Source organism: Streptomyces fulvoviolaceus, assembly GCF_000718165.1.
Classification (GTDB): domain Bacteria; phylum Actinomycetota; class Actinomycetes; order Streptomycetales; family Streptomycetaceae; genus Streptomyces; species Streptomyces fulvoviolaceus.
Map to the genome: position 1 here is coordinate 12,582 of NZ_JOEY01000050.1, position 20,694 is coordinate 33,275.

Sequence of the window (20,694 nt, forward strand, 5' to 3'; positions counted from 1 at the left end):
TTCGGCGGCGGGGCGGGTGAGGTTGCCCGGGGTTCCTTGCGGCGCCCGGTGCCTGTGCGGGCGTCCCTGGGGGCTGCGCCCCCAGCCCCCTTCGGCCTGAACGGCCTCGTCCTCAAACGCCGGACGGGCTGGAAATGTGGGCCTGGGCCTATCCGTACGCGGCCTCGCCCCCGGACGCCAACGCCCCCCGCATCGGCCTGATCCCCGCCGGCACCGCACGCGCGCGTGCCGGGGTTCCCGTCCAGCATGTTCCGCGGCGGGCGAGCAGGCGGCCGAGCCAGAGCTCGAGGGAGACAAGGTCCGCGAGGCCGTCCAGAGGAAGCGATTCGCCTTCCGCGGCCGCGCGCAGGGCCTTGCGGACCACTCGGGCCTCCACCAGCCCCGCCTGCGCGAGCAGTGGCGTGCCGAAGAGGTCCATCAGGGAGTCCGAGGCGACCCGTAGGCCGGTGCGGGCGGCGGCGGCCGAGGATGCGTGGGACGGGGCGCCCCAGCCGGGTGGGAGGTCGGTGATGCCGGCGCCCTGCAACACCGTACGGAGGATCTCCGCGCGGGCGCCCGGCTGGACCCGGAGTGCCTCTGGGAGGGCTCGGCAGGCGCGGACGACCTGGTTGTCGAGGAACGGCGCGTGCAGTCGCTGGAAGCGGACCTCGGCCGCCTGCTCCAGCACCCGCAGATCCGCCGCGTGCCGCGCCAGCGCCGCACGCGCGCGGAAGTCGCCCGGGCGTTGGCCGGGTCCCACTCCCGAGCGGAGCGTGGCCCCTTGCAGACGAACCGATACTTCAGCCAGCGCCTCCCCCGTCAGCCACCGCGCCGCCGGGCCCGGTCTGGCCCAGGTGAGCGCTGCGAGAGACGCCCCCACGGCACCTCCGGGTTCGTCGAAGCGGCGGTTCAGGAGGCGGTCGGCGAGGTCTTCCAGGCCGGTGCGGTAGGGAGTGCGGGCCAGGCGCCGGGCGGCGCCGTACACGCGCGCGGGGACCAGTACCGAACCGTCCGCCTTCGCCAGCGCGGCGACGGGACGTACGAGGTGGCGGCGCTTGCGGTCCATCAACAGGTCCGCCAGACGGGCCGGGTGGGCGTCCAGGACCTGGCGGGCACCGTAGCCCGTGAAGTGGTCCGCGCTGCCGGCGGCGAGGCGTGCGCGGTGGCGGGCGGCCGTCACCAGGGACTGGCTGGGCTCGTCGGTCAGCGGGCCGTCCAGGTCGGCGTACGGGAGGGTCTCCTCGCCGCCGGCCACGACCACGTGGTGCAGGCGGGGGTTGGCAGCCAGCGATCCCGCCCGCTCCAGTTCGGCCTCGCGTCCGCCGACCGTCAGGTCGTTGAAGGTGACCGCCAGCAGGCGCTCGCCCGCCCCCGTGCCGTGCCCCAGCACCGTGCCCGGCGCCCCCGGCAGCCCGGCCGCCAGCAGGGCCAGCGTTCCCGAGGCCGGCCCGCCCGACAGGTCCGCCCCGATCCCCGGCACCGGCATCCCGCGCGCGGCACGCCGTTCGGCGGGCCCCATCCCGGGCACCGGCCCGGGGTCGATGTCGGCGCCCGGAACATGCCGGGGAGCCGACAGACGCGCGCGTACCGCGTCCACCAGCGCGTCCCGTACCGCGTCCACCGCGCTGTCCGGGTCGGCGGAGGGCGCGGCGACGGCGAGGGAGGCGACCGCCTCGTACCCGGCGATCTCGCGCGCCCCGGCACGCAGGATCAGCGCGTGCCCCGGCGGAATGCGCCGTACGCCGTCGTAGGGGGTGGAGTCGTGCAGCGCGGCCGGTACGTCGGGGGCGGCTAGAAGCGCGGCGAGGTGCCCGAAGTCGAGGTTGGCCTCGATGAGGTCGGCGAGGGGGAGGGCGGCGGTCGCGTACGCCGTACCGCCGGCCCAGGGGGTGTAGAACACGGGCCGCGCGCCCGCCAGATCACCGCACACCATGAGCCGGCGCCCCACCTGGACGACGGCGGTGTAGCTGCCGGACCAGGCCGTCAGATGCCGAAGTGCCCCTCCGCGCGCGGCGAAGAGACCGACCCGCAGTTGTTCGTCCGACGCCCCACAGGTGCCGAGGACGGCGATCCGGGTGCGTTCGTCGGCCTTCACCACGCGCACCTCGTCCGGGCGCCAGTCGCCGACGGCCCACAGCGGATCGGGGTCTCCCCAAAGGAGTTGGGAACCCACCGGGTGCACCGTCTCGCCGTCGTTCCCGGTGGCTCCCGCAGAACCGATCTCGGGGGCACCCGCGGCGGTGCTGCTCCATCCCACCAACCACCGCATGGACGCCTCCACAGGCTGTGGACAACCAGTGCACCGTAAGAACCGGTCCCCATGCTGCCATGAAGGAAGCGCACCGGAGAGGCGGTGGACCCGCTTGCGCTCCGGGGAATGCGCCCTCGCGGGCTCCTCACAGGCCCCCCGCGACCCCCTCGCGGACCCCCTGTGGACATCGCACACGGAACCGAACACCCTGGCGGGGCAAGGAAGGTGCGACGCGAATGCGCCCCCGATACGCTCCCCCAAAACGCCCTACGCGCCCTCAACTCCCATGGTGGGAGGGCTGATCGCCCGGGAAAGCAGGGGTCGATTTTCGGCCAAATCGGCGCAGTCGGCGCAGCCCTGAGCACACGCTCCGTACACGCTCCACGCGCCGCAGATCAGGCGCGCAGCCCGGGAGACGCCACTTCGCCCCCCGGGCCGGTCCGCCGCCCGCGGGGATGTAGGCGGCGGTGTCCCCCAGCCCACTGGATCCAGTACAGCGGGCCGACCCACGCAGTATCCATGGAAGCGCTCCCCCGATGGCCGGAGAAGAGCGCACGCACGGGCGCACGGCCACACAACGGGAGCACGACGCAACTGCGCGTATCGGACCCGCACTTCCGTACGGACCACAATCCCGCCATCCGGAACAATGCCTCTTAACGCTTGGGATGCGGCGAACTACGCTGGGTTTACGAATGCCGCGTGGTTATGCCAGCGCGGCAGCCGTCTGTGTCGAGGGGTGGCGCATGTCCAGGGAGCAACGCGGGCCGAACGAAAAACTCGGCGCCGTTCTCGCCCTCGCGGGAATCAGCAACGCAGGACTCGCGCGTCGCGTCAACGATCTTGGCGCTCAACGCGGGTTGACTCTTCGCTACGACAAGACGTCGGTGGCGCGCTGGGTGTCGAAGGGAATGGTGCCTCAAGGAGCCGCGCCGCACCTCATCGCCGCCGCCATCGGCCAGAAGCTCGGCCGCCCGGTGCCGCTCCACGAGATCGGCCTGGCGGACGCGGATCCCGCACCCGAGGTGGGCCTCGCCTTCCCCAGGGACGTCGGACAGGCGGTCAGATCGGCGACGGAGCTCTACCGTCTCGACCTCGCCGGGCGCCGGGCCGGCACCGGCGGCATCTGGCAGTCGCTCGCCGGATCGTTCGCAGTGAGCGCATACGCAACGCCTGCCTCACGGTGGCTGATAACCCCGGCCGACAGCTCGGTCGCGCGCGATGTGAACCCTTCCGAGGCCTCCGGCGCACCGCAGAAAGTCGGCCACAGCGATGTGCTGAAGCTGCGGGAGGCCGCCGAGGACGCCAGGCGCTGGGACTCCAAGTACGGAGGCGGCGACTGGCGTTCGTCCATGGTGCCGGAGTGCCTGCGGGTGGAGGCGGCTCCGCTGCTGCTCGGGTCTTACTCGGACGAGGTGGGGCGGGCGCTGTTCGGTGCGAGCGCCGAACTCACGCGCCTGGCCGGGTGGATGGCCTTCGACACGGGGCAGCAGGAGGCCGCGCAGCGGTACTACATCCAGGCGCTGCGGCTGGCGCGCGCGGCGGCCGACGTCCCCCTCGGGGGGTATGTGTTGGCGTCGATGTCCCTGCAGGCGACCTATCGGGGGTTCGGCGACGAGGGCGTGGATCTCGCCCAGGCCGCGCTGGAGCGCAACCGGGGGCTGGCCACCGCCCGCACCATGAGCTTCTTCCGCCTCGTCGAGGCACGCGCACACGCGCGTGCGGGTGACGCGCAGGCGGCGGGCGCGGCGCTTCGGGCTGCCGAGGGCTGGCTGGAGCGGGCCCGCGACGGCGACAGCGATCCGTCCTGGCTCGGCTTCTACTCCTACGACCGTTTCGCCGCGGACGCGGCCGAGTGCTACCGCGATCTGAAGGCGCCGCGTCAGGTCCGCCGGTTCACCGAGCAGGCGCTGTCGAAGCCGACGGAGGAGTTCGTGCGCTCGCACGGACTCAGGCTGGTGGTCTCGGCGGTCGCCGAGCTCGAGTCCGGCAATCTCGATGCGGCATGCGAGCAGGGCGTGCGGGCGGTGGAGGTCGCGGGGCGCATTTCCTCGGCGCGCACCACCGAGTACGTGAAGGATCTGCTCCATCGGCTGGAGCCGTACGGCGACGAACCTCGCGTGGTGGAGTTGCGGGAGCGGGCTCGGCCGTTGCTTGTCGCTCCGGCGTAGGGGCGGGTCAGGAGCGGGTTCGGAAGCATCCGCCTCTCGGGTTTGAAGGCATTGTCAGTGGCGCAGTGCACTATCGAATGCGGGAGGTGGTGCAGGTGCGGGCTGGGGTCGCTTACGACTGTGACGTGCTCGTCGTCGGTGGCGGGATCGTCGGGCTGTCCACGGCGTATGCGATCACTCGGGCCGTGCCGGGCACACGGGTGACGGTGCTGGAGAAGGAGCCGGGGCCCGCCCGGCATCAGACGGGGCGCAACAGCGGGGTGATCCACAGCGGGGTCTACTACCGGCCCGGGTCCCTCAAGGCTCGGTACGCGGTGCGGGGTGCCGCGGAGATGGTGAAGTTCTGTGCCGAGTACGACATCCCGCACGCCGTCACCGGCAAGCTGATCGTCGCGACCGAGCGGGACGAGCTGCCCCGGCTGCACGCGCTCGTGCAGCGCGGGCGGGAGAACGGCATTCCGGTGCGGGAACTGGGCGCCTCCCAGATCGCGGAGTACGAACCGGAGGTGCGGGGGCTCGCCGCGATACACGTCGGGACGACCGGGGTGTGTGACTTCGTCGGGGTCGCGCGGCAACTGGCCGAGGCATCGGGGGCGGAGATCCGGTACGGCGCCCAGGTCGTGCGGGTCGACCGGCGGGCCGGGCTCGGGGTGGCCGTGCTCACCGGGGCCGGGGACGTCGTGCGCGGGCGGGTGCTGGTGAACTGTGCCGGGCTGTACTGCGACGAGGTGGCCCGGATGACGGGGGACGAGCCGGGGATGCGGATCGTGCCCTTCCGGGGGGAGTACTACGAGCTCGCGCGGCCCGAGCTGGTGCGGGGGCTGGTGTATCCGGTGCCGGATCCGGCGTTTCCGTTCCTCGGGGTGCATCTCACGCGTGGGATCGACGGGGGTGTGCATGTCGGGCCCAATGCGGTGCCCGCGCTGGCCCGGGAGGGGTACGGGTGGGGGACGTTGCGGGTGCGGGAGCTGGGGGCGACGGTGAGCTGGCCGGGGGCCTGGCGGATGGCCCGGGAGCACTGGCGGTACGGGGCGGGGGAGCTGCGGCGGTCGGTGTCCAAGCGGGCCTTTGCGGGGGCGGTGCGGAGGTTGTTGCCGGCGGTGGTGGAGGGGGATCTGGTGCCTGCGGTGGCGGGGGTGCGGGCGCAGGCCGTGCTGCGGGACGGGACGCTGGTGGATGACTTTCTGATTCGGGAGGGGGAGCGGGCTGTGCATGTGCTGAATGCGCCTTCGCCTGCGGCGACGGCTTCGTTGCCGATCGGGCGGGAGGTGGCTCGGCGGGCGTTGGGTGTGCTGGGTTCTGTCTGAAGGTGGCGGTGGTGTGGACGCATCGGTTTTCGCCCCCGCCGCCCCTACCCGTCCCATCACCAGAGGCTCCGCCCCTTCGACCCCGCTGGGGGCTACGCCCCCAGAGCCCCCTTCGGCCTGGACGGCCTCGTCCTCAAACGCCGGACGGGCTGGAAGTTGCCGTGAACGGCGCTGGGAAGCGAACGCCGGACAGGCTGGAAGGTGCCCTGAACCGCGTCGGTAAGCGAACGCCGGACGGGCTGAGAGATGCCGGCCGACGCTGATAGTCCGCCCCACCGAGTCACCCAGCCCTCGACCAACCGAGCCGGCCACCTCTCGGCCTACCGAGCCTGCCACCTCTCGGGCTACCGAGTCGGGTGGTGGGTGGGCATAGGGCGAGGGTCTGGGGGCGGAGCTCCCGGCTCGGCCGACGGCATGCGGCTGGTCGCCGTAAAATCGGTCCCACTGTGTCTGACTTCCTCAACGCCTCCGACGTCTCCCGGCCCGTCTCGCCCGGCGGGTCTCCTTCGCATGTTCCCGGTGTGTCCGTGCGGCATACGCGGGCCAAGGGGGAGCCCCGGTTCCCGGACGGGCCGGCTCCCGATCCCGCCGGGTCGCACTTCGAGCGGCGGATCCGGAGTTTTCAGCCGCGGCGGAGTCGGGTGACGGCGGGGCAGGCGGATGCGTTGCAGCGGTTGTGGCCCAAGTGGGGGCTGGACATCGACGGGCAGCGGGTCATCGATCTCGGGGAGATGTTCGGGAACACGAACCCCGTCGTGCTCGAGATCGGGTTCGGGATGGGGGAAGCCACCGCTCAGATGGCCGCCGCGGACCGCCGTACCAATGTTCTCGCCGTCGACGTGCACACCCCGGGGCAGGGGACCCTGCTCAATCTCGCCGAGCAGAGCGGGCTGTCCAACATTCGCGTCGGGAACGGCGACGCCATCATCCTGCTGCGCGAGATGCTCGCCCCCGACTCTCTCGGCGGCCTGCGCGTCTACTTCCCCGACCCCTGGCCCAAGAAGCGGCACCACAAACGGCGGCTGATCCAGGCCGAGTTCCTCGACCTCGCCGCGACCCGGCTGAAGCCGGGGGCGATCGTGCACTGCGCGACCGACTGGGAGCCGTACGCCGAGCAGATGCTCGAAGTGCTCACCGCGCACCCCGACTTCGAGAACACACAGGCCGACGGCGGTTTTGCGCCGCGTCCCGACTTCCGGCCGCTGACCCGTTTCGAGGGCCAGGGACTGGACAAGGGACATGTCGTGAACGACCTGCTGTTCCGCCGCGTACAGCACGGCGACCAAGACCAGGACCAACCCCCCACCGGCGTCTGAGCACCCCGCCCGCCTGCGGACGGGGCCTCTGTCTCGTTAAGGTCAATGCTGTGGCCACCTGTCCCCCGTACCCGACGCACCCCAGTCACCCCGCCGGTGACGTGGGCACGCTGCGGCACGCGCACTGGTGGCAGAAGAAATGGGTGCGGTACGGCGCGCTGATCACGCTCCTCACACTCTCCGGGCTCGTCATCCTGGCCCTCGTGCGCGAACAGACCGGCACCGAGGGGTTCCTGGTCGGGCTCGGACTCGCCGTACTGCCCGTGCCGCTCCTCATAGCCGCGTTCCGCTGGCTCGACCGGGTCGAGCCCGGGCCCTGGCACAACCTGCTGTTCTCGTTCGCCTGGGGCGCCTGCGCGGCCGCGCTGATAGCGATCGTCGCCAACAGTTTCGCGACGAGATGGATCGCCACGGCGACCGCCGACCCGTCCCATGCCGACACCCTCGGCGCGACCGTCATAGCGCCCATCGTGGAGGAGTCGGCCAAGGCCGCCGCCGTCCTGCTCGTGTTCCTCTTCCGCAGACGGGACTTCACCGGGATCGTCGACGGCGTGGTGATAGCCGGGGTCACCGCCACCGGCTTCGCGTTCACCGAGAACATCCTCTACCTCGGCACCGCCTTCGGTACCGACCAGCTCACCGGCGACCGCGGCATCGCCTCCGTCACCGCAGCGACCTTCTTCGTGCGCGTCATCATGTCGCCGTTCGCGCACCCGCTCTTCACGGTCCTCACCGGCATCGGCTTCGGCATCTCCGCGCTCTCGGCGCAGCGCCACCGCGTGCGGCGCGTCCTCGTCCCGCTGTCCGGGCTGCTGCTCGCGATGGGCATGCACGCGATGTGGAACGGCTCGTCGACGTTCGGCGAGTACGGGTTCTTCGCCGTGTACGCGATGTTCATGGTGCCCGCGTTCGCCCTGCTGACCTGGCTGGTCGTCTGGACGCGGCAGCGCGAGCTGAGGACCGTACGCGAGGAGCTGCCCGCGTACGGCGTCGCCGGCTGGCTGACCCCGGCCGAGCCGTACGCCCTCGGGTCGATGCGGGCACGCCGGCTGGCCCGGGAGTACGCCCGGCAGCGTCTCGGCGGGAAGCCGGCCGGGCGGGCGGTGGCCGAGTACGAGGCGTACGCGACCTCGCTGGCCTTCCTACGGCATCGGGGGCGCCGTGGGCGCGCGGGGGCCGACTTCGTCGTACGGGAGCGGGAGTTGCTGCACGAGCTGTGGCGCCGCCGGGACGTGGCGCGTCCCGCGCTGGACCACGCGGCACGGATGACGGCACCGCCCGTCCCGGTGATGGCGCCGCCCTGGCCCGTGTACGGGGTGTACGGGTATCCGGCGACGCCGGCCTACCCGGGGTATCAGGCGGCGCCGTATCCCGCGTACAACCCGTACCGGACGTAAGAGCCCGCAACCCGTACCGGACGTAAGAGCCTGCGTCACGTCCCCGGTCTGATGCGTGGCGATCGCCAGGCGGCGGGCGCCCGGCCGGGGATGGGACACAGGCTTTGAGGGAAGGTCAGGCCGAGGCGTCCGTCAGGCGGGCGAGTTCGGCTTCCGTCAGGGTCAGGTCCGCCAGCCCCACCAGCGCCGGGAGCTGCTCCACGGTCCGTGCGGAGGCGATCGGGGCCGCCACCGTCGGCCGGGCCGCCAGCCACGCCAGAGCCACCGTGGCGACCGGGACGCCGTGGGTCTGGGCGACCTCGTCGAGGGCGGTCAGGACCTTCTGGCCACGCTCGGTCTCCAGGTGCTTGCCGGCGCCGGCCTTCGCGCGCTGGCTGTCGACCGTCGTACCGGTGCGGTACTTGCCGGTGAGGAAGCCGGAGGCGAGGGCGAAGTACGGGACGGCGGCCAGGCCGGAGCGGTCGGCGAGGTCCTGGAGGTCGCCCTCGTAGGTGTCCCGGGAGACCAGGTTGTAGTGGGGCTGGAGGGCGACGTAGCGGGCGAGGCCCTCCCGGTCGGAGAAGGCGAGAGACGCCTCCAGCCGCTCGGCGGAGATGTTGGACGCGGCGATGTGCCGGACCTTGCCCGCCTTCACCAGCTCGTCGAGCGCCCCGATGATCTCCTCGACCGGGACGTCCGGCTGGTCGAAGTGGGTGTAGTAGAGGTCGATGTGGTCGGTGTCCAGGCGGCGCAGGGAGGCGTCCGCGGCGGCCTTGATGTTCGCGGCGGACAGGCCCTGGAACTCGGGGTGCTGGCTGACCTTGGTCGCGATCACGACGTCCGCGCGGTTGCCGCGGGACTTGGTCCACTTGCCGATGATGGTCTCGGACTCACCGCCGACGTTGCCGTCGACCCATGCCGAGTAGGAGTCCGCCGTATCGATGAAGTTGCCGCCGGCCGCGGCGTACGCGTCGAGGACCGCGAAGGACTGGGTCTCGTCGGCGGTCCAGCCGAAGACGTTGCCGCCGAGGGAGAGCGGGAAGACCTCGAGGTCGGAGGAGCCAAGCTTGCGAAGCGCGGGAGAAGTCATGTTTCACGTCAACGCCCGCGCCGGAGGCCGATCTTCCGCACCGGCCGCAAACTTCCCGTAAACAATCGGAAGCGAGCGCTCCGGTAAACCGGCAGCCCTGACGTCGGGGGGTTTGCGTCAGGACCGCCGGTGATCAGGGGAGGACGGACCTCAGGGGTTGAGCCCCTTGCTCTGCAGCCACGCCATCGGGTCGATGCCGGTCGCGGCGCCGTCCGGGTGGACCTCCAGGTGCAGGTGCGCCCCGGTCACGTTGCCCGTCGCGCCCACGCGGCCGATGACGTCACCGGTGCTGACCTTCTGGCCGACACTGACGCCGATCGAGGACTGGTGGCAGAACCACAGCTCCGTGCCGTCGTCGAGGGTGAGGATCGTGCGGTAGCCGTAGGAGCCGGACCAGCCCGCCTCGGTGATCGTGCCGCTGTGGATCGCCTTGATCGGCGTGCCCGTGGGCGCGGCGAAGTCGAGGCCCGTGTGGTAGCCGGAGGACCACAGGGAGCCGGCCTGACCGAAGGTGCCGGTGATGGTGTACGACGAGGTCGGCAGCGTGAACTGCTTGGCCAGCTCGGCGAGGCGCTCGGCCTCGGCCTTCTTCGCGGCCGCCTCCTCCGCCTCCTTCTTCGCGGCGGCGGCCTTCGCCTCGGCCTCCTTCTCCGCCTTGGCGGCCGCTGCGTCGGCCTCCTTCTCGGCGGCGGCCGCGACGGCCTGGGAGGCCTTGGTGTCGACCTGGTTCTGCTGCGTCTCGGCCTGGGCCAGGATGCGCGAGCGCAGCGCCTCGCCGGCGTCCGAGGCGCCCTGCGCGGTGTCCGTGTCGCTCACGCCGATGTTGCTGAGCGTGGTGGTGGAGCCCTGGGCGTCGTCGTCGGAGTCGTCCGAGCCGAGGAAGCCCACGGTGGGCAGGTCGGGCATGGAGATGGACACCGGCGGCTTGCCGGTGTTGGCGCTGGCCATGCCGCCGGCGCTGACGGCGGCTATGACTCCGACGCCCAGAACGGTGGAGCTGCGGGCGAATCCTCCGCGTGCGAGGCCGCTGCGCTGCTTGGCGACACGGTGCCGGCCGCGTACGGGAGGGAGGGACTCCTCGGTGGGGTTCCACTCCGCCCAGGGGCCCTCGTCGGTGCGGTACTCGCCGTAGCCGAAGGTCTCGCTGGTCTCACTGTCACGCTGGCTCGGCACGAACGGGGCTTCTGGGGCAGGCCGGTTGGACGCCACGTGGGGCGTGCTCCTTTCCTTCCTTCTCGCCTACCGGGTTAGCTGACGGGTTCGGAGCAGGAAGGTCTCCTACGCGCGTATACCTGCCGTGCTTCCACGGCGGCTTCGGCGCGATTCACCCCAGGGTGGTGGTTCCCCGGCTCCCTTGCGGGATTAAGCGCGTGAGCACGGAGCCGTCTCTTGTGACGGCTGGGACGACCGCGCTGCGTTATCGAACGTTAATAGACCCGGGGGGTCCATTCCAAGCTGTTCGGCTTGATCATTAACGAAATCCCGCTGGACTTACAGGCCATGACCGGCGAAAAACGGGCGAGTTGGCCAAGGCTCAGATTACCCACAGGTATTGACGGTATGTCAGTTGTTATGCGGAGGGCGGTCGCCCGACTACCGGCCGTGACGCATCGACGTATTACGGCCGTCGTACGGCGAGCAGCGCCATGTCGTCCGTCAGGAAGCCCCCGGAGTGCCGGCGCACCTCCTCCGCGAGGGTGCGCAGGAGCGCCCCTGGGTCGCGGAAACTGCGTCCCGCGAGCCGCGCCGCGGGATCGTAGAACTCGCCGTGGGCGTCCCGCGCCTCGGTCAGGCCGTCGGTGTGGAGGAGCAGCGTGGCCCCGTTCGGGAAGGCGGCCTCGTCCGCGCGGTCGGGCCAGGTGCCGAGTTCGCCCATGCCGAGCGGCAGCGCGGGCTCGCGGGCCGGCAGCGGGCGTACGGCACCGTCGGCGTCCAGCAGCAGGGGCGGCGGGTGTCCGCGGTTGACGATCCGGAGGACCCCGTCGCCGTGCGGGAGTTCGGCGAGGACGACCGTGGTGAACCCCTCGACGGCGTCGATGCCGTCCCGCCGGGTCCCCTCGCGCGCCAGCGCCCGCTCCAGGCGCTGTGCGACCGCCTCCAGCGTCGCCTCCTGCTCGGCGGCCTCCCGGAAGGCCCCGATGACGACGGCGACGGCCGCGACCGCCCCCATGCCCTTCCCGCGCACGTCCCCGACGACCAGCCGCACGCCGTGCGCGCTGTCCTGTACGGCATACAGGTCGCCGCCGATGAAGGCGCCCTCCTGGGCCGCCTCGTAGCGGACCGCGATGTCGAACCCACCGATCCGCTCGGCGGGTTCGGGCAGCACCGCGCGCTGGGCGGCCTCGGCGATCTCGCGGGCGGAGGCGAGGCGCCGGTCGCCCCGGCGTACGACGCGGTTGATGACGGCGGCCAGGACCGCGACGGTGGCCACGGTGACCGTCTCGGTGATCGTGTCCGCGTCCACGGCGAAGCCGAACCGGGCGTGCACCCCGTACGTGGCGAGAACGGCCACGACGCCGGTGACGGCGGTGCCGCCCAGCGGATAGAGGGGGGCTGCGACGAGCGGGGCGGCGGTGAAGAAGGGGATCGCGGTGAAGCCGCGGGGGGTGAGGAGGTCGTAGAAGACGCCGCCGACGATCAGAAGGGCGGGGAGGATCTGGAGGAGGGTGCGCAGGACCGGCGTGGGGGTCGGCGTGGGGGCCGGTGGGTCATCGGGGAGCTCAGGAAACTCAGGCCGCACCACTCGTCTCCCACCGCGTACGTCCGCTCCGGTCACGGTCCCGTCCGTCCAGGGTTGCCTCGGCGGGGGTGGGGGGCGAGCGGTGTGGGCCGACCGGATGACCGTGTGTGCAGACGGGAAACACCGAGGGCCGGAACCCTTTCGGATTCCGGCCCTCGGCCTTCAGTAGCGGGGACAGGATTTGAACCTGCGACCTCTGGGTTATGAGCCCAGCGAGCTGCATACGCCATCCGTGGGGTGGGAAGTACCAGAGTTTCCGATCACCGCCGTTGAGCTGGGATTTTCACGGGTTGCCCGCGTGGGTGAGCGTCTCCCAGGAGACGAACAGGCCGTCGGTGCCGGCCGGGCGGGTCTCCTCGGCGAGCTTGTGCGCGGCCGGGACGGAGACGTCGAGCCGGTCCTCCAGATGGTTGAGGACGACCTCCAGGTCCGGGCCCATCGTCCGGTCCACCTTCCCGCCGCACAGCCACGCGGGCGCGGGCTGGCCGGCCTGGTAGCGGGCGTGGAAGGCGAGCGCGGCCTTGAGCCGGTCCTTGACCTCGCCGTACAGGTCGACGCCCTGGTGCCAGGCGGTCTCGGCGACGTGGGCGGTGGCGGCGATCGAGTAGCCGACATGCTTGAAGTTGCGGCAGGTCTCCTGGGCGAGGCCGTCCTTGTACGTCGACTGCTTGAACCAGTACGTCGTGAGTTTCTGCGGGGTGTTGACGGTGGAGCCCGGCGGGGTGAGCGGGACCTTGCCGTCCTTCTCCAGGTAGAAGTACGCGGGCACACGCTCGCGGAAGCGTTGCACGGCGTGGTCGAAGGCCTCGTGGTCGTCCAGGAAGACGGCGATGCCGATGGCGGCGTCGGTCATCACGAGGTCCCAGTTGCCGTTGTAGTCGGGGACCTTCTGGGTGACGGTGGGGAGGTAGACGGTGCGCAGCATGTTCTCGAAGCGCCGCACCCGGTCGGCGGGCCAGCCGCCCTTGTCGCTGTACCGGATGACCTCGCCGGCCCGCGCCCAGGTGGACCCCGCCCAGCCCGTCTGCAGCCCCGAGTCCTCCTCGGTGTGCCGCTTCACCTTCGCCGACCAGGCGTCCATGATCTCCCTGGCCTTCACGGCGTGCTGCTGCTTGCCGGTGACGCTGAAGAGGAGGGCCTGGGTGTAGGCGGCGATGGCGTCCTCGCGCTCCTCGACGCAGCCGTGCTTGGGCTTGTCGCCCCAGGGGCAGTCGACGTTCTCGTACGGCTCCGGCCGGTACTTGTACGACCCGTACTTGCTGTCCCGCATGTCCAGGTACGCCTTCAGCCACGGCTGCTTTCCCGCGGTGACGTTCTTTCGTACGGCGTCCAGCTGGGCCTTGCTGACGAGGACGCCGGGGTGGGTGAACTCGGCGTCCGGGGGCAGCGCCCTGGCCATGGTCCGGGTGCCGGAGTCGGTGGCGCCGCAGGAGGCGACGAGGGCGGTGAGGAGGGGGGCGGCGAGCAGTGCGGTGACGGCACGTCTTCGGGCTGACCTCATGGGGATCTCCGCGGAGTCTTTCGGACCGGGGTCAATTCGCAGCGTGCGGTTGGGGGCGGCGGGCCGCAGAATCTGTTGGTCCGATTGGCAGGGGGTGCTGCCGGCGCCCCTGGGGGCTGCGCCCCCAGACCCCCCTTCGGCCCTGAACGGGCCTCGTCCTCAAACGCCGGACGGGCTGGAGATGCCGTGACCGGCGCTGAGAAAGCTCGCGCCGCCCACCCTCAGCCCAGCAAAAGGCTCGCCCCCCAACCCAGCAGAAGGCTCGCTCCACCCACCTCAACCCAGCAAAAGGCTCGCCCCACGCACCTCAGCCCAGCAAAAGGCTCGCTCCACCCACTCGACCCAGCAGAAGAGGCTCGTCCCGCCCGCCCTCAGCTCAGCGGAAGGCTCACCCCCCAAACCCAGCAAAAGGCTCGCCCCACCCACCTCAGCCCAAGAGATGCCCGTTCACCCCAGCAGATGCCCGTTCGGTGCCTTCGCCCGCTCCGCGTACTCCTCCAGCACCACCACGTCCACGCCCTCCCCCGCCAACAGCCCGCTCCCGTCGGCCGCCTCGACGAACGTGTCCGGCTCGCGCCATGCCGTCACCACACGACGTACGCCCGCGTCGAGGATCAGTCGGGCGCAGGGCGCGGGTCGGGACGCCCGGTGGGCGCACGGTTCCAGGCTGCTGTACACCGTCGCGTCGGCCAGGCGGGGGTCTCCCGGGAGCAGCTTCGCCAGCGCCGCCTCCTCCGCGTGGACGACCGGGTCGTCGCCCTCCCGGGAGTGGCCGCGGGCGAGTTCCGTGCCGTCGGCGGCGACCACGACCGCGCCCACGCTGAACGCCGTGCGGGAGGGCGGGCACTGGGCCGCGAGTTCACAGGCCAGCGCGAGCCAGTGGTGGTCCGCGGCGGACGGTGACCCGCCGCGGCCCGGTGCCGTCGGCTCGTAGCGCATGAGGACGACGTCCTCGATCTGCCGGGTTTCCACGAGGCGCAGGCGTCCGGCCTGGTAACCCCCGGGGCCGAAGAGGCGGGGTGCGTCCGGGGTGCCGACGAACAGGGGGGCCAGGACCAGCTGCAGCTCGTCCGCCAGCCCCTGTTGCAGCAGTTGGGTGTGGATCCGGCCGCCGCCCTCGACCATCAGGCGCCGGACGCCGCGCACGTCGTGCAGGTGCGCCAGGAGGGCGCGCCAGTCCAGCTCCGGGCCCAGCGCGACCACGTCCGCCGCCAGGCCCACCTCGCGCGCCCTCTCCGCGCCCTTGTCCGTCGTATACACGAGCTTTTCGCCGCCCGTGTGCCAGAAGTTCGCCGTCGGGTCGAGGTCGCCGGAGCCGCTGACCGTGACCTTCAGTGGGTACTCCGAGCGACCCGAAGCCACTCGGGCCGCCCGGCGCGAGGCCGAGTTCACCAGCAGTCGCGGGTTGTCCGCCCGGATCGTGCCCGCGCCGATCAGGATCGCGTCCACCGACGCCCGTACCTCGTCGACGCGGTCGAAGTCGGCGGGGCTGGAGAGGAGCAGGCGTTCGGGGCCGGTGTCGTCCAGGTAGCCGTCGAGGGAGACGGCGGCGGACAGCAACACGTACGGGTGGGGCATCGGTGCGCTCCCCGGCTGGAGGACGGAAGATGGACGGCGGGTCTTGGTTCAAGTTTGAAGCAAACCTACACTGGGGGCATGACGACCCGCTGGCTCACCCCTGAGGAGCAGCGCGCCTGGCGCGCCTACCTCGCGGCCTCCCTGCTCCTGGAGGACGCGATCGACCGGCAGCTCCAGCAGGAGGCCGGCATGCCCCACGTGTACTACTCCATCCTGGCCCTGCTGTCCGACGAACCGGAACGGCGGCTGCGGATGACCGACCTCGCCGAGGGGCTGAAGATCACGCGCCCCCGGCTGACGTACGCCGTGACGCGACTGGAGAAGGACGGGCTGGTCCGGCGGGAGAGCTGTCGATGGGACAAGCGGGGCAGTATCGCCGTCCTGACCGATGAGGGCCTGGCCGTGCTGGAGCGCTCGGCGCCGGGTCATGTCGAGACCGTCCGCGCCGCGATCTTCGACCGGCTCAGCCCGGAGCAGGTCGGGCAGCTGGAGGAGATCTGCGCGAGCATCGCCGATGGGCTCCAGGGAGACCGCGGTGCGCCCGAGGACCTCCCGTGGCGGCGCCGGTCCCCCTCGTCCTCACCCTGCTCCCCATGACGTGACAAGCGCCATATATCCGTTGCTTCAAATTTAAAGCATGAGGTAGGGTCTCGAACCGTGGATCTGCTTCAAAACTGAAGCAGAAATGCCCGAGGACAGACCGGAGTACCCGCATGCCCGACTTCCCCGCCGCCACCCCGCGCTCCCGCGTCCAGGTACCGCTGCGCTTCCAAGACGGCTACCTCGTCGACGCCGAGCTGGTCACCTTCCACGGACTGGCCGACGGCCAGGAGCACGTGGCCGTCGTGCTCGGCGACCCGGGCCCCGTCCCGCTGGTGCGCCTGCACTCCGAGTGCCTGACCGGCGACGTCTTCGGCTCGGCCCGCTGCGACTGCGGCCCGCAGCTGCGCGAGGCGGTCGAGCGCATCGCGGAGCGCGGCGGCGTCCTGCTCTACCTGCGCCAGGAGGGCCGCGGCATCGGCCTCTACAACAAGCTCGACGCGTACGCCCTCCAGGACCAGGGTCTCGACACCTACGCCGCCAACACCGCGCTGGGCCTCCCGGAGGACGCCCGCGACTACACGGCGGCCGCGCAGATGCTCCGCGCTCTGGGGATCGGAGAGCTGGATCTGCTCTCCAACAACCCTGACAAGGCAGGCCAGTTGCGCGACCTCGGTATCGATGTGCGGGACCGCGTGCCCACCGGCGTCTTCACCACCGCCCACAACGTCCGGTACCTGCGTGCCAAGGTCCTCCAGACCCAGCACACGCTGCCCTTGGGCGAGCTGACGGAGCTGAACGCCGGGTAACGGTGTAGCCCGCTACACCCCTGGTTCGGGAGGGCACACCCTCGTGGCGGAAGACGGCTGACGGAATCGTGAAGGTGTCGATTCCGAACCGCCGATGTGGAGGCCTCCCCCGCCATGGCTACTGTCCTTTATCACCTGGGCCGCGTGTCCTTCCGGTGGCGTTGGTTCGTCGCCCTGCTCTGGGTGGCGGTGCTGGGAGCCGTAGGCTTCGCCTCCACCAAGGCGCCCACCCCCGCCGACGAGGGCTTCACGATGCCCGGCGTCGAGTCCCAGAAGGCGTTCGACCTGCTGGAGCAGCGCTTCCCGGGCTCGGCGTCCGACGGGGCGAGCGCGCGGATCGTGTTCATCGCGCCGAGTGGTGAAAAGGTCACCGCCACGGAGAACAAGAAGGCCATCGAAGCGCTCGTCGACTCCGCCGCCGACGGGTCCCAGGTCGCCTCCGCGGTCGACCCGTTCGCCGCGAAGGCCGTCAGCAAGGACGCCTCCACGGCGTACGCGACCGTCTCCTTCAGCGCGACGGCCGCCGACCTCACCGACGCCAGCAAGAAGCACCTCGAGACCGCCATCGAGCAGGCCCAGGACGCCGGTCTGACCGTCGAGGTCGGCGGCGACGCGCTCGCCACCCAGCCCTCGGCGGGCGGCGCGGCCGAGGCGATCGGCATCGCGATCGCGGCCGTCGTCCTGCTCATCACCTTCGGATCGATGGCCGCCGCCGGGCTGCCGCTGCTGACCGCGATCATCGGCGTCGGCATCAGCATGACCGGCATCCTGGCCCTGTCGGAGGCCTTCGGCCTGTCCGAGAACACCGGCACCCTGGCCACCATGCTGGGCCTGGCCTGCGGAATCGACTACGCCCTGTTCGTCGTCTCCCGGTACCGGGAGGAGCGCGCCAAGGGGCACGATCCGAGGGAGGCCGCCGGGCTCGCCGCCGGTACCGCAGGGTCCGCCGTCGTCTTCGCCGGGCTCACCGTGATCATCGCGCTCGCCGGACTGTGGGTCGTCGGCGTCCCGATGCTCACCAAGATGGGCCTGGCCGCCGCCGGCGCGGTCGGCGTCTCCGTCCTCATCTGCCTCACCCTGGTCCCGGCCCTCCTCGGCTTCTGGCCCAACGCCGTCCTCTCCCGCGGGGCCCGCAAGAACTCCAAGCGCCACCGCAGGAAGCTGCTGAAGACCGAGAACGGCGGCTCCCGCTGGGCGAAGATCGTCGTACGACACCCCCTGCCCGTCCTCCTGCTCGGCGTCGTCGGCCTGGGTGCCATGGCCACTCCCGTCATGGACCTCCAGCTGGGCATGCCCGGCGACGAGGCGAAGGCCACGTCCACCACCGAGCGGCGTGCCTACGACGCCCTCGCCGAGGGATTCGGGCCCGGCTTCAACGGCCCGTTCACGATCGTGGTGGACGCGAAGGGGGCCGACGACCCGAAGGCCGCCGTATCCACCGTCTCCAAGGAGATCGCCGCCACCGACGGGGTCGTCTCCGTCTCGCCCGCCCAGTTCAACAAGGCCGGGGACACCGCGGTCCTCTCCGTCACCCCCTCCACCGCGCCCACCGACGAGAAGACCAAGGAGCTCGTCCAGACCATCCGCGACGAGCGGCCCGGCATCGAGTCCAAGGCGGACGGCGCCTCCTTCGAGGTCACCGGCAAGACCGCGCTGGACATCGACGTCGCCGACAAGGTGCAGGCCTCGCTGATCCCGTACCTCGCGGTCGTGGTCGGTCTCGCGATCGTGCTCCTGCTGCTGGTCTTCCGCTCGCTGCTGGTGCCCCTGAAGGCGGCCTTCGGCTTCCTGCTCTCCGTCCTCGCGGCGCTGGGCGCGGTCGTCGCGGTCTTCCAGCTGGGCCACGGCGCCGAGCTGCTGGGCGTGGAGACCACCGGCCCGATCATGAGCATGATGCCGATCTTCCTGGTGGGCATCGTCTTCGGACTGGCCATGGACTACGAGGTGTTCCTGGTCTCGCGGATGCGGGAGTCGTACGTCCACGGGGACGCGCCCAAGCAGGCGATCGTGTCCGGGTTCCGGCACAGCGCCCGGGTGGTCGTGGCCGCCGCGCTGATCATGATGGCGGTGTTCTCCGGCTTCATCGGCGCCGGTGAGTCGATGATCAAGATGATCGGCTTCGGGCTGGCCATCGCGGTCTTCTTCGACGCCTTCATCGTCCGCATGGCGATCGTGCCGGCCATCCTCGCCCTCTTCGGCCACAAGGCCTGGTACCTGCCCCGCTGGCTCGACCGGCTCCTGCCGAACATCGACGTCGAGGGCGAGAAGCTCAGCCACCGGCACGCGACCGCTGCGGCGGAAGTGCCCGTCGAAGAGCCCGCGCTCAGCCGCTGACCCCCTGAGCCACTCCCCCCTGAACCGGTGGCCGCCTCACTCCCCCCGAGGCGGCCACCTCTTCGTCCCCGCCCTGCCGCTCGTCCCGCCTCCCAAGACAGAACAGGACCATCCTGATGACGACTCACACACGGGTCATGCTGGCCGGGCTCCTCGTCGCGTGCGGCACGCTGGCCGCCGCGGTCGGGGTCACGCGCTACGACGGGGACGACGCACCCGCCTCGTCGAAGTGGTCGTACGTCGCCCTCGGCGACTCCTACACCGCCGGACCGAAGATCCCCGACCAGGACGGCGATCCCGCCGGCTGTGACCGCTCCGACCGCAACTATCCCTCCCTCGTCGCCGCCCGGCTCCAGCTGAACGGGGCCGACTTCAAGGACGTCAGCTGCAACGGCGCCACCATCGCCGACCTGACCACGGCGCAGTCCACCGACGACGGCACCAACCCGGCCCAGCTCACCGCGCTGTCGCACGAGACCCGGCTGGTCACGGTGGGGATCGGCGGCAACGACATCGGCTTCGCCTCGACGATCAAGCAGTGCGTGGCCATGGGCGCGCTGTACGAGCTCGCCGCCGGGCACGCGCCCGAGGACGCGCCCTGCGCCCGGCGGTACGGCGACGACGTACAGGAGAAGACCGAGGTCGCGGGCAAGCGGCTCTCCCGCGCGCTGGGCGAGATCCGGCGGCGCGCCCCCGAGGCGCGGGTCTACGTCGTCGGCTACCCGTCGATCCTGCCGGCGGACGGCGCGGAGTGCAGCGACGAGATGACTGTCGCACCCGGTGACGTGACCTTCCTGCGGGAGCAGGAGCAGCAGCTCAACACGGAGCTGCGGGAGCGCGCCAAGGCCGCGGGGGTGGGGTACGTCGACACGTACAAGCCCTCCGAGGGCCGCGACGCCTGCTCGGCCGAGGGGGCCCGCTGGATCGAGCCGCTCCTGCCGAAGAGCCCCGCGGCCGCCATGCACCCCAACGAGCTCGGGGAACGCGGGATGGCGGACGCGGTGCTGCGGGCGATGCGGTCGTCGCTCTAGGAAAGCGGCATCACTGGGGGGTGTGGGCCAGATACGCCAGTACGGCCAGCACCCGCCGGTGTCCGCTGTCGCTCGGCGGCAGGCCCAGCTTCAGGAAGACGTTGCCGATGTGCTTGCTGACCGCGCGCTCGGTGACAACGAGGGTCGACGCGATGGTCGTGTTGTCGTGACCCTCCGCCATCAGCTTGAGCACCTCGCGCTCGCGCGGGGTCAGCGACTCCATGGGCGAGTTCTTGCGGCGGGTGAGGAGCTCGGTGACGACCTCGGGGTCGAGGGCGGTGCCGCCTGAGACGACCCGCTCCAGCGCGTCGAGGAACTCGTCGACCCGGCCCACCCGGTCCTTGAGCAGGTAGCCGACCCCGCTGGTCCCGCCGCTCAGCAACTCGGCGGCGTAGGACTCCTCGACGTACTGCGAGAGCACCAGCACCGGCAGCCCGGGGATCTTCTCGCGGGCGACGAGCGCGGCGCGCAGCCCCTCGTCGCGGAAACCGGGCGGCATCCGCACATCCAGCACGGCCACGTCCGGCCGGTGCTCCAGGATGGCGGGCACCACCTCGGGGCCGGTGCCGACAACGGCCACGACCTCGTGCCCGGCGGACGTCAGAAGGAGGACCATGCCTTCTCTCAGGAGGGCGTTGTCCTCGGCGATCACCACACGCACGGCAGCTCCA

General features: G+C 71.4%; 15 protein-coding genes and 1 riboswitch. Of the genes, 8 read left to right on the forward strand and 7 right to left on the reverse strand.

What is annotated here, in order from left to right; translation table 11 throughout:
* Window positions 1-148 precede the first annotated feature (148 nt).
* Window positions 149-2,248, reverse strand: a complete 2,100-nt coding sequence (locus tag IG08_RS0141325; RefSeq protein ID WP_030615652.1) for an asparagine synthase-related protein — start codon at window positions 2,246-2,248, stop codon at window positions 149-151.
* A 728-nt stretch (window positions 2,249-2,976) separates the two neighbouring features.
* Here IG08_RS0141325 and IG08_RS0141330 point away from each other — a divergent pair.
* The 4 genes from IG08_RS0141330 to IG08_RS0141345 all read left to right on the forward strand — a co-directional run bounded on the left by IG08_RS0141330 (window position 2,977) and on the right by IG08_RS0141345 (window position 8,421).
* Entirely contained in the window at window positions 2,977-4,401 is a 1,425-nt protein-coding gene (locus IG08_RS0141330; protein WP_030615654.1) for an NsdA family TPR-like regulatory protein, read from the forward strand.
* A gap of 77 nt (window positions 4,402-4,478) precedes the next feature.
* On the forward strand, window positions 4,479-5,708 hold the full coding sequence (gene lhgO / locus IG08_RS0141335) for an L-2-hydroxyglutarate oxidase (RefSeq protein WP_199821022.1): 1,230 nt from the start codon (window positions 4,479-4,481) through the stop codon (window positions 5,706-5,708).
* A gap of 446 nt (window positions 5,709-6,154) precedes the next feature.
* Window positions 6,155-7,024, forward strand: coding sequence for a tRNA (guanosine(46)-N7)-methyltransferase TrmB (gene trmB, locus IG08_RS54910; protein WP_030615661.1), 870 nt, complete (start codon window positions 6,155-6,157; stop codon window positions 7,022-7,024).
* 50 nt (window positions 7,025-7,074) lie between these two features.
* Window positions 7,075-8,421: a PrsW family intramembrane metalloprotease gene (locus IG08_RS0141345; protein WP_030615664.1), complete on the forward strand. Its 1,347-nt coding sequence runs from the start codon at window positions 7,075-7,077 to the stop codon at window positions 8,419-8,421.
* A 115-nt stretch (window positions 8,422-8,536) separates the two neighbouring features.
* On the opposite strand, the gene IG08_RS0141350 is transcribed toward IG08_RS0141345, so the two are convergent.
* The 5 genes from IG08_RS0141350 to IG08_RS0141375 form a co-directional block, all read right to left on the reverse strand.
* Window positions 8,537-9,490, reverse strand: a complete 954-nt coding sequence (locus tag IG08_RS0141350; RefSeq protein WP_030615667.1) for an aldo/keto reductase — start codon at window positions 9,488-9,490, stop codon at window positions 8,537-8,539.
* A 150-nt stretch (window positions 9,491-9,640) separates the two neighbouring features.
* The gene (locus IG08_RS0141355; protein WP_030615670.1) at window positions 9,641-10,699 is read right to left on the reverse strand and encodes a M23 family metallopeptidase; all 1,059 of its coding nucleotides are present in this window, start codon (window positions 10,697-10,699) and stop codon (window positions 9,641-9,643) included.
* A gap of 12 nt (window positions 10,700-10,711) precedes the next feature.
* Window positions 10,712-10,869: riboswitch (cyclic di-AMP (ydaO/yuaA leader) on the reverse strand.
* Window positions 10,870-11,108: 239 nt separating this feature from the next.
* Window positions 11,109-12,230 (reverse strand): PP2C family protein-serine/threonine phosphatase, encoded by a 1,122-nt coding sequence (locus IG08_RS0141360; RefSeq protein ID WP_390898661.1) that lies wholly within the window; start codon window positions 12,228-12,230, stop codon window positions 11,109-11,111.
* A gap of 283 nt (window positions 12,231-12,513) precedes the next feature.
* Complete coding sequence (locus IG08_RS0141365; RefSeq protein ID WP_030615677.1) at window positions 12,514-13,731, reverse strand: alginate lyase family protein; 1,218 nt, start codon at window positions 13,729-13,731, stop codon at window positions 12,514-12,516.
* Between the two features lie 447 nt (window positions 13,732-14,178).
* Window positions 14,179-15,309 (reverse strand): dihydrofolate reductase family protein, encoded by a 1,131-nt coding sequence (locus tag IG08_RS0141375; protein WP_030615680.1) that lies wholly within the window; start codon window positions 15,307-15,309, stop codon window positions 14,179-14,181.
* Window positions 15,310-15,387: 78 nt separating this feature from the next.
* On the opposite strand from IG08_RS0141375, the gene IG08_RS0141380 reads away from it, so the two are divergent.
* From IG08_RS0141380 to IG08_RS0141395, 4 genes are all read left to right on the forward strand, one after another.
* On the forward strand, window positions 15,388-15,906 hold the full coding sequence (locus IG08_RS0141380; protein ID WP_030615683.1) for a MarR family winged helix-turn-helix transcriptional regulator: 519 nt from the start codon (window positions 15,388-15,390) through the stop codon (window positions 15,904-15,906).
* 116 nt (window positions 15,907-16,022) lie between these two features.
* On the forward strand, window positions 16,023-16,658 hold the full coding sequence (locus tag IG08_RS0141385; RefSeq protein WP_030615686.1) for a GTP cyclohydrolase II: 636 nt from the start codon (window positions 16,023-16,025) through the stop codon (window positions 16,656-16,658).
* A gap of 114 nt (window positions 16,659-16,772) precedes the next feature.
* On the forward strand, window positions 16,773-18,992 hold the full coding sequence (locus IG08_RS0141390; protein WP_043456481.1) for an MMPL family transporter: 2,220 nt from the start codon (window positions 16,773-16,775) through the stop codon (window positions 18,990-18,992).
* Window positions 18,993-19,108: 116 nt separating this feature from the next.
* Complete coding sequence (locus IG08_RS0141395) at window positions 19,109-20,023, forward strand: SGNH/GDSL hydrolase family protein (protein ID WP_030615693.1); 915 nt, start codon at window positions 19,109-19,111, stop codon at window positions 20,021-20,023.
* Window positions 20,024-20,033: 10 nt separating this feature from the next.
* On the opposite strand, the gene IG08_RS0141400 is transcribed toward IG08_RS0141395, so the two are convergent.
* Window positions 20,034-20,684: a response regulator transcription factor gene (locus IG08_RS0141400; protein WP_030615695.1), complete on the reverse strand. Its 651-nt coding sequence runs from the start codon at window positions 20,682-20,684 to the stop codon at window positions 20,034-20,036.
* Window positions 20,685-20,694: the final 10 nt, after the last annotated feature.